The organism is Ideonella azotifigens, from assembly GCF_006519715.1.
Taxonomy (GTDB): domain Bacteria; phylum Pseudomonadota; class Gammaproteobacteria; order Burkholderiales; family Burkholderiaceae_C; genus Ideonella; species Ideonella azotifigens.
The window spans coordinates 1-7,690 of record NZ_VIDT01000236.1; the positions used below are offsets into that span (position 1 = coordinate 1).

The following is a 7,690-nucleotide window of genomic DNA, read 5'->3' on the forward strand; positions in this document are numbered from 1 at the left end:
GCCCCACCGGCAGCCCCGGGCGTGGCGCCATTGCTGCCGGGCGTGCCCGCCGTGCCGCTGTCATTGACCGTCACCGCATAGGCTTGCTGGATGGCCGCGCTGAGCAGCAAAGGCACCAGCGGCGCGAGCACCGAGCCCAGGCGCAAGGCACGGTGGGCCGAAGAGACGGAAAACGAAGATGCGCCGGCAGGGGCGCCGGCAGAGCTGAGGGGGCGACGTGACATGGTCATTCCTTGTCGAGAGCGAACGAACGAAAGCGGCCGGGCGGTCCCGGACGCAATCCTCGTTCAGGCGATTCGTGGGCATGACAACGCGGCTCACCAAACTGGCTGCCGCCATCTCTTTCCTGCCCGGGCCGGGATGCTGCCACCCTGCCCCCGCCAAGCGTCACCCCCAGGGTGGGGATTGGCCCCGCACCGTCCCCTATTGCGGGGACGGGTTGTCACTTGGGTCGCCCGGATGACGTACTAGCGCCGGTCGGCGCCGTGCAAGGCCGCGCCCACGGAAAACACCGGCAATACCTGCCGTTTGCGAGCGGAGCCGTTTTCGCCATCTACCGCGGCGGCCACTTCCGCCCGCGGGCTCAGCCGGCTGACAAAGGCGGCACCGTCCAGGCTGGGCCGCAGCGTCACCAGGCTGGTCTTGAAGCCCAGGCCGCGGTCCGTGCGCGCCACCAGCAGCGGCGCCCGGCGCGCGCTGTCGGTACCGGCGGTGATGCTGGTAGTTGCCACCGGCGCCAGCGCACCGGTGGCCTTGGCCGACAGCACGTAGCCGATGTCCGCGCCTTTGGCCGCGCTGGCCGTGAGGCTGAAGCTGAGCACCAGGTTGTTGGCGCCGGCGGTGAAGCTGCCCAGCGACAACGGGTGGTCGGTGAAATAGGTCTGCGCCGAGGCCAGCGTCGTGAAGCTGGTGCTGACCAGGGTGGTCGCGCCACTGACCACGCTGAAGCTCATGCTGGTGAAGCCATCGTTGTGGGCTGTCATGCCCAGCAGGCCCAGCGTGAGGTTGCTGCTGCTGGCGAGAGAAAAGCTGTAGGTCGCGCTGGCGCTGTAGGTGCAATTGCCTTTTGCATAGTTGCCGTAGCTCGCGCCCAAGCTACCAAGTCCCAGCACGCTACCGCCACGCAAGGCCGCAGTCACATTGGGACGGCCGCTCAGTGCAGCGTTCAAGGCGCCTTTGCCTGGGTTGCCGTTGCTGTAAGCGAAGGCCTGCAGGCCTTCGCTGCTGCCCAGGAACCCCGCCCTGCTGTTGAAAGTGCTGACGGCCTGGCTGTGCACACCGCCCTCGGCGGTCGCACCGGCGCTGGCGGTGATCCTGGTGTCGCCGCTGGTCACGGTGCTGGTGGCGACAGCGCCGCCGCTGTTGCCGGTGGCATAGGCATCTGACCGTAGGCTGGCGGCACCCAGACCGGTGGTCAATGCGGTTGCATTGGCGACGTAGCCGACTGCTGAGGCAGAAGCAGTAGCGCTGCCGCCCGCCGCCGTGGTGTTGGCGGTAACGGTTGCAGAAGCGTTGCCCTGCCAGGTCCCGTCGCCGGCAAATGCTTGGCCGAGCAGGGCTGTATACGTCGCGGTTGTACCAGTCAAGTTCACCGAGGCAGCGCCGCCTGACGCGCCACCGGCCGAGTTACCACCTTGCGCCGTTGCTCGGGCGTTCAGCGTCCCGCCCACCCGGGTATTGCTCAGCGTCTGGACCAGGCTGGCCGCCCCGCCTGTGCCCGCCACACCGGCGTCCGTGTGGCCGCCGTGGCCGCCAAAGGCGTAGGCGTCCGTGTGCAGCTCGCTGGCTTGGCTGGTCTGGTAAGTCTGGCTGAGACCGGCGTCACCTCCATTGCCCGCCCGACCTGTGTCCGAATCGCCGCCGTTTCCGGCCTGCGCCGTTTGGCCGAAGCTGATTGCGCCATTGGTCGAAGCACTCACGGCATTCTCGATCTTGGCGCTGCCACCTTGGCCGCCAGCAGCCCCACTAAGACCACTGCCACCCGAACCGCCGAATGAATTGGCGGCAATGTCCACCTGTCCTGTATCACTCGCACCACTGCTCTTCAGCAGCTCAGCCGCGCCCCCGGCACCCGCCGCATGGCCAGGCCCAATGGCATTGCCACCGCCGCCACCGATGGCACCCATCCCCACCGAGACCGCGCTGTTACCAATCGTCCGGGCAATGCCTTGGACCTTGGTCGCCCCCCCATTGCCCCCGTTGCCATCAGCCTCGGCTGAACCACCATTGTCGGCAAAGCTTCCAACGGAGAGGAGCAATGGTCCAGCGGTAGTGATCTCGCCCACGGCCTTAGCGGTCCCACTGGCGGCGGCTTGACCAGCACTGGCACCACCGCCAGCGCCGCTGTGGGCAGTAACCATCACGGTGCGACTACCGAGGCTGCTATCGCTGAAACTCAGCATGCTGTTGGCAGAGCCCCCCGCGCCGGCCACACCTGTATCAGCGTGGCCGCCGTTGCCGCCCACTGCGGTCTGAGTCAGAACCAAAGCCCCCTCGGTGACACCGCTCACGGCATCGGCAAGCGCAGCATTGCCGCCCTTGCCACCGCCGGCACCATTCACCCCCGCTCCGCCATGGCCCGCATCAGCTTCGAGGCTCACCGTCACGACGCCCCTATCAGAAGCGGCATGTGCGCTGCCACTGCTGGCAACACCGCCGTTGCCACCGATGTTGCCGCGGCCGTTGCCGCCGCCTCCAACGCCTCCGTGAAAACTGGTAGATGCCGTGGCCGCGCCGTCGCCATGGGCGATAGCAGAGGCTACGCCGCTGGCCACACCGCCGTGGCCGCCGGATGCCCCGGCCCCGGCGCCAGCGCCGCCATTACTGCCAGGCGCGCCCGAGGCACCACCATCGCCCCCACCGGCGTGGGCCATGGCGGTTGCATCACCCTCCGCCTGCGCAGCCGTTACAGTGGCATTGGCTGCGCCACCATTACCACCTTTGCCCGCCTTGCCGCCCTGGACAGATGCGCTTCCCGCCCCGCCGGAACCGCCGGCGCCACCGCTTCCGCCGTGGGCATCCGCCGTGTTGCTCGCGTCACCGCCGGTGGCGCTGGCCATGCCGGCCCTGCCGGTCTGACCAGTGCCACCGCCACCACCGCCTGCCGAACCAGCTTGGCCAGTCTTGCCCGGTGCACCTTGCTCGCTCACGTACTCCGCGTGTGCCTGCTGGATGCTGATCGCAAGCAACAAGGGCAGCAGCGACAGAACCCGCAGGTTGGCCGCCGACGCGCCTACGCAACCGTTCGCACCCCTGCGCGAGCCACGCAATTTCATGACATTCCTCCCTGGTGACCGGGCATGGCCCGGGTGGTTCTTCTAGGCATGGGGCGCCGCATCGCATTGCAGGCCCATCCGCGGCCACGAAGCTATCAGGAAGCTGTCAATGCCGCCATCGCGCGAACGCGAGTCATCGTCTTCTGTGTGGAGGATGCGTGAAGCCGCATCCTGGGGCAAGCCAACAGCGGCTCAACCCCGCCCCACAAACGGCATGCCGGTCGCCATGATGGTCATGTTCAGCACGTTGGCGTTCAGCGGCAGCGCGGCCATCTGGACCACGGCTTCGGCGACGTGCTGGACGTCCATGCGGGCTTCGGGTTTGACGCTGCCGTCGGCTTGCGGCATGCCGTGGGCCATCGTGGCTGTCATGTCGGTGGCGGCGTTGCCGATGTCGATCTGGCCGACGGCGATGTCGAAGGCGCGGCCGTCCAGCGCAGCGCTCTTGGTGAGGCCGGTGATGGCGTGCTTGGTCGCCGTGTAGGCGATGGAGTTCGGTCGCGGCGCGTGGGCCGAGATGGAGCCGTTGTTGATGATGCGGCCACCGCGTGGGACCTGGGCCTTCATGATGCGGAAGGCCTCGCGGGTGCAGAGGAAGACTCCCGTGAGGTTGGTGTTCACCGCCGCCTGCCAGGCCTCCAGCGGCAGCGCCTCCAGCGGCACGCCGGCGGTGAACACGCCGGCGTTGTTGAACAGCAGGTCCAGCCGCCCGAAGCGCTCGCGGATCTGGTCGAACAGCGCCTGCACCGACAGCGCATCGGTCACGTCCATCGGCAGCGCCAGCGCGTTCGCGGCCTGAGGGTGGCCAGCAAACGCTGCTTCCAGCGTGCCCTGCTGGCGGCCGCTGAAGATCACCGTCCAGCCGGCCGACAGCAAGGCCAGCGCGCAGGCCTTGCCGATGCCGCTGCCGGCGCCGGTGACAAGCGCGATCCGGGTTGTCACGGCGCGCACAGCGCCGCAGCGTGGTGGCGCATGTGGTCTTCGATGAAGCTCTGGATGAAGTAGTAGCCGTGGTCGTAGCCGGCCTGGCGGCGCAGGGCCAGCGGCTGGCCGGACTTCAGGCAGGCGGCTTCGAAGGCTTCGGGCTGCAGCTGGCCTTCGAGCAGGAAGCGGTCGGCCTCGCCCTGGTCGATCAGGATGCCGGCCGGGTGCGGAGGGCTGGTCTGGGCGGCCATCAGTGCGCTGGCGTCGTGTTCAGCCCAGCTGCTTTCGTCTGCCCCCAGGTAGCCGGTGAAGGCCTTGCGGCCCCAGGCGCAGTTGCTGGGCGCGCAGATGGGTGCGAAGGCCGACAGGCTGGCGAACTCGCCGGGGTGGCGCAGCGCCAGCGTCAGGGCGCCATGGCCGCCCATCGAGTGGCCGAAGATGCCGGTGCGGCCAGCGTTCATGCCCAGCGCGGCCAGCTCGGCGCGCACGCCGGGCAGCAGTTCGCGCAGCAGGTAGCTTTCCATGCGCCAGTTCGTGGCCCATGGGGCCTCGGTCGCATCCAGGTAGAAACCGGCGCCAACGCCGAAGTCCCAGGCCTCGGCCTCGCCAGGCACGCCCGCGCCGCGCGGGCTGGTGTCTGGCATCAGGAGCGCGATGCCGAACTCGGCCGCCCAGCGCTGCGCACCGGCCTTCATCGTGAAGGTCTCTTCGGTGCAGGTGAGCCCGGCCAGGTAGACCAGCAGCGGCACCGTGGCACCCGGCTTGGCCTGCGGCGGCAGGTACAGCGCAAAGCCCATGGGCAGGCCGATCTCGCGCGATTGGTGGCGCTGGAAACGCTGCTCGCCGCCAAAGCTCAGGTGATGGCTGACCAGCTTCAACTCGTCCAGCTGCATGTTGCCTTGCACTGCCATGGTCAGAACTCCACCACGGCGCGGATGGACTCGCCGCGCTTCATCAGGTCAAAGCCTTCGTTGATGCGCTCCAGCGGCAGCTTGTGGGTGATCAGGTCGTCGATGTTGAGCTTGCCGTCCATGTACCAGTCGACGATCTTGGGCACGTCCGTGCGGCCACGCGCGCCACCGAAGGCCGAGCCTTCCCAGTGCCGGCCGGTGACCAGCTGGAACGGCCGGGTGCTGATCTCTGCACCCGCCTCGGCCACGCCGATGATGATGCTGCGGCCCCAGCCCTTGTGGGTGCACTCCAGCGCCTGGCGCATGACCTTGGTGTTGCCGATGCACTCGAAGCTGTAGTCGGCGCCGCCATCGGTCAGCTGCACGATCGCATCGACAATGTTCTCGTGGTCCTTGGGGTTCAGGAAATGCGTCATGCCGAACTTGCGCGCCATCGCCTCGCGGGCCGGATTCAGGTCCACGCCGATGATCTTGTCGGCCCCCACCATCTTGGCGCCCTGGATCACGTTCAGGCCGATGCCGCCCAGGCCGAAGACAACCACGTTGGCACCGGCTTCCACCTTGGCGCTGAACAGCACCGCGCCAACGCCGGTGGTCACGCCGCAGCCGATGTAGCAGACCTTGTCGAACGGCGCATCCGGCCGGATCTTGGCCAGCGCGATGCCGGGCACCACGATGTGGTTGGCAAAGGTGCTGGTGCCCATGTAGTGCAGGATGGGCTTGCCGCCGATGGAGAAGCGGCTGGAACCGTCCGGCATCAGGCCCTTGCCCTGGGTGGAGCGAATCGCCTGGCACAGGTTGGTCTTGCGCGAGAGGCAGAACTTGCACTGCCGGCATTCAGGCGTGTAGAGCGGAATCACGTGGTCACCCGCCTTCAGCCAGGGCACCTTGCTTTCCAGCACCACGCCCGCGCCTTCATGGCCGAGGATGGCCGGGAACAGGCCTTCCGGGTCCGCGCCCGAGAGCGTGTAGTAGTCGGTGTGGCAGATGCCGGTGGCCTTGACCTCGACCAGCACCTCGCCGTCGCGCGGTCCTTCGAGGTCCACGTCTTCGATGGTCAGGGGTTGGCCGGCCTGCCAGGCCACGGCTGCACGAGTTTTCATGGGTGTTCTTTCGATAAGGTAAGCAGTCGCCACTCAGGCGGCGAGCTGCAGTCTGAAACAAAGCATAGCGGCTGGCCGGGGCAAGTCATGGCGTCACGAACCTCGCTCTGCATCGACCTGGACCAGCGTCGTCAATTCGCGGCGCAATTCGTTCTGCAACTCGGCCTCGGTGGGCAGGTACAGCTGGTAGCGGCTGGCAAAGATCTGCCGGCTTTGCTCGGCCAGCACGTAGCGCACCACCGCGTCGTTTTTCTCGGTGCAAAGGATCAGGCCGATGGTCGGGTTGTCGCCTTCGCCAAGCAATTCACGGTCATACCAGTTCACGTACAGCTGCATCTGCCCCAGGTCGGCATGGTCCAGCTTGCCGACCTTCAAATCGATCACCACGTAGCATTTCAGCTTGACGTGATAGAAAACCAGGTCGGGGTAGAAGTGGTCGCCATCCAGCGTCAGGCGCATTTGGCGGCCCACAAAAGCGAAACCACTGCCCAACTCCAGCAGGAAGCTCTGCAATTGGGAAATCAAGGCTTCTTCCAGCTGGTTTTCCTGTAGCCGCGGCACTTCTGGCAGGTCCAGGAACTCCAGCACGTAGGGGTCCTTGATGACATCGGCGGGTTGTGTCGGAATCAGGCCCTCGCTGGCCAGCGCCAGCAAGCCGGCTTTGTCGCGACTCTTGGCCAGACGTTCGAACAGCAGCGAGGCGATCTGCCGCTCCAGTTGCCGGGCAGACCAGGCGTTTTGAACCGCTTCGATCTCGTAGAAGCTGCGCGCCTCGGGTCGCGCCACCTTCAACAAGGCGCGATAGTGTGTCCACGCCAATGCGGTGTGAAGCTGGCCGGGGCGCCAATCCGTCGGCTCGGAAAGGTCACGCAGTGCGTGACCTTTCTCCAGCAGCTGAGGGTAGCCGAGGTAAAAGCTGCGCATGTGTTTCAGCGCAGTGAGCGAAAAGCCGCTGCCAAGCTCGGCGCCCAGACGGGCCGCGAGCCCTTTCAGCAGGGCCTGGCCATAACCCGCACGTTGGGCCCCGCCCTGCTCGGCCTCGACAATTTGCTGGCCGATCAACCAGTTCGCCCGCACATGCGCCGAGTTGACCGACCGCGCCGCCTGCGCGCGCGCGCCATGCCAGATGGCCTGGATGCGCGCCAGCAGTTCAGCCTGCGCAGGTTCGCTGTTGAGCGCGTCCTGGTGCCGGCTCACCGACAGGCCTTCCTGCGCTGGCGGACAAGCAACCCGTGAAGGTCGGCTTGGTTCGGACTGTGACTGAGCGAGCGGCAAGGCATTGAAGCAAGACGAGCGGGGGTTGGCAACACCCGCGGATGCTAAACCCGCGGGCCGATTTGGGGCTACACCGGACGCCCCGCATACACTGGCCGCCGAATCTTGATGAGGGCGCCGGATGTCTTTTGAATCGCTGGGCCTGGCGCCCGCCCTGCTGCGTGCGCTGGCCGACCAGGGCTTGCCGGAGCCGACCCCTGTG

General features: G+C 67.0%; 7 protein-coding genes. 1 reads left to right on the plus strand and 6 read right to left on the minus strand.

The annotated features are described in order from the left end of the window. Both FKP22_RS15230 and FKP22_RS15235 read right to left on the minus strand, forming a co-directional pair. Positions 1-224, minus strand: a 224-nt coding sequence (locus FKP22_RS15230; protein WP_141288322.1) for a hypothetical protein, incomplete at its 3' end; no start/stop codon positions are given. A 243-nt stretch (positions 225-467) separates the two neighbouring features. Continuing rightward, positions 468-1,919 carry a hypothetical protein gene (locus FKP22_RS15235; protein ID WP_141288323.1) on the minus strand — a complete coding sequence of 484 codons (1,452 nt, stop codon included), beginning with the start codon at positions 1,917-1,919 and terminating at the stop codon, positions 468-470. Positions 1,920-2,444: 525 nt separating this feature from the next. On the opposite strand from FKP22_RS15235, the gene FKP22_RS15240 reads away from it, so the two are divergent. Next, positions 2,445-3,293, plus strand: coding sequence for a hypothetical protein (locus FKP22_RS15240; RefSeq protein ID WP_141288324.1), 849 nt, complete (start codon positions 2,445-2,447; stop codon positions 3,291-3,293). Positions 3,294-3,467: 174 nt separating this feature from the next. Here FKP22_RS15240 and FKP22_RS15245 read toward each other — a convergent pair whose 3' ends face one another. The 4 genes from FKP22_RS15245 to FKP22_RS15260 all read right to left on the minus strand — a co-directional run bounded on the left by FKP22_RS15245 (position 3,468) and on the right by FKP22_RS15260 (position 7,410). Beyond that, positions 3,468-4,217 carry an SDR family oxidoreductase gene (locus FKP22_RS15245; protein ID WP_231011935.1) on the minus strand — a complete coding sequence of 250 codons (750 nt, stop codon included), beginning with the start codon at positions 4,215-4,217 and terminating at the stop codon, positions 3,468-3,470. Next, on the minus strand, positions 4,214-5,110 hold the full coding sequence (fghA, locus tag FKP22_RS15250) for an S-formylglutathione hydrolase (RefSeq protein ID WP_310733334.1): 897 nt from the start codon (positions 5,108-5,110) through the stop codon (positions 4,214-4,216). Before fghA ends, FKP22_RS15245 begins: the two co-directional genes overlap by 4 nt. Positions 5,111-5,112: 2 nt before the next feature. Continuing rightward, positions 5,113-6,213 carry an S-(hydroxymethyl)glutathione dehydrogenase/class III alcohol dehydrogenase gene (locus tag FKP22_RS15255; protein WP_141288326.1) on the minus strand — a complete coding sequence of 367 codons (1,101 nt, stop codon included), beginning with the start codon at positions 6,211-6,213 and terminating at the stop codon, positions 5,113-5,115. A 93-nt stretch (positions 6,214-6,306) separates the two neighbouring features. Beyond that, the gene (locus tag FKP22_RS15260) at positions 6,307-7,410 is read right to left on the minus strand and encodes a PDDEXK nuclease domain-containing protein (RefSeq protein ID WP_141288327.1); all 1,104 of its coding nucleotides are present in this window, start codon (positions 7,408-7,410) and stop codon (positions 6,307-6,309) included. Positions 7,411-7,690: the final 280 nt, after the last annotated feature.

Bases quoted from the DNA above. Each gene is read 5' to 3' on its own strand.
- fghA (WP_310733334.1), bottom strand. From the start codon at position 5,110: ATGGCAGTGCAAGGCAACATGCAGCTGGACGAGTTGAAGCTGGTCAGC.
- FKP22_RS15255 (WP_141288326.1), bottom strand. From the start codon at position 6,213: ATGAAAACTCGTGCAGCCGTGGCCTGGCAGGCCGGCCAACCCCTGACC.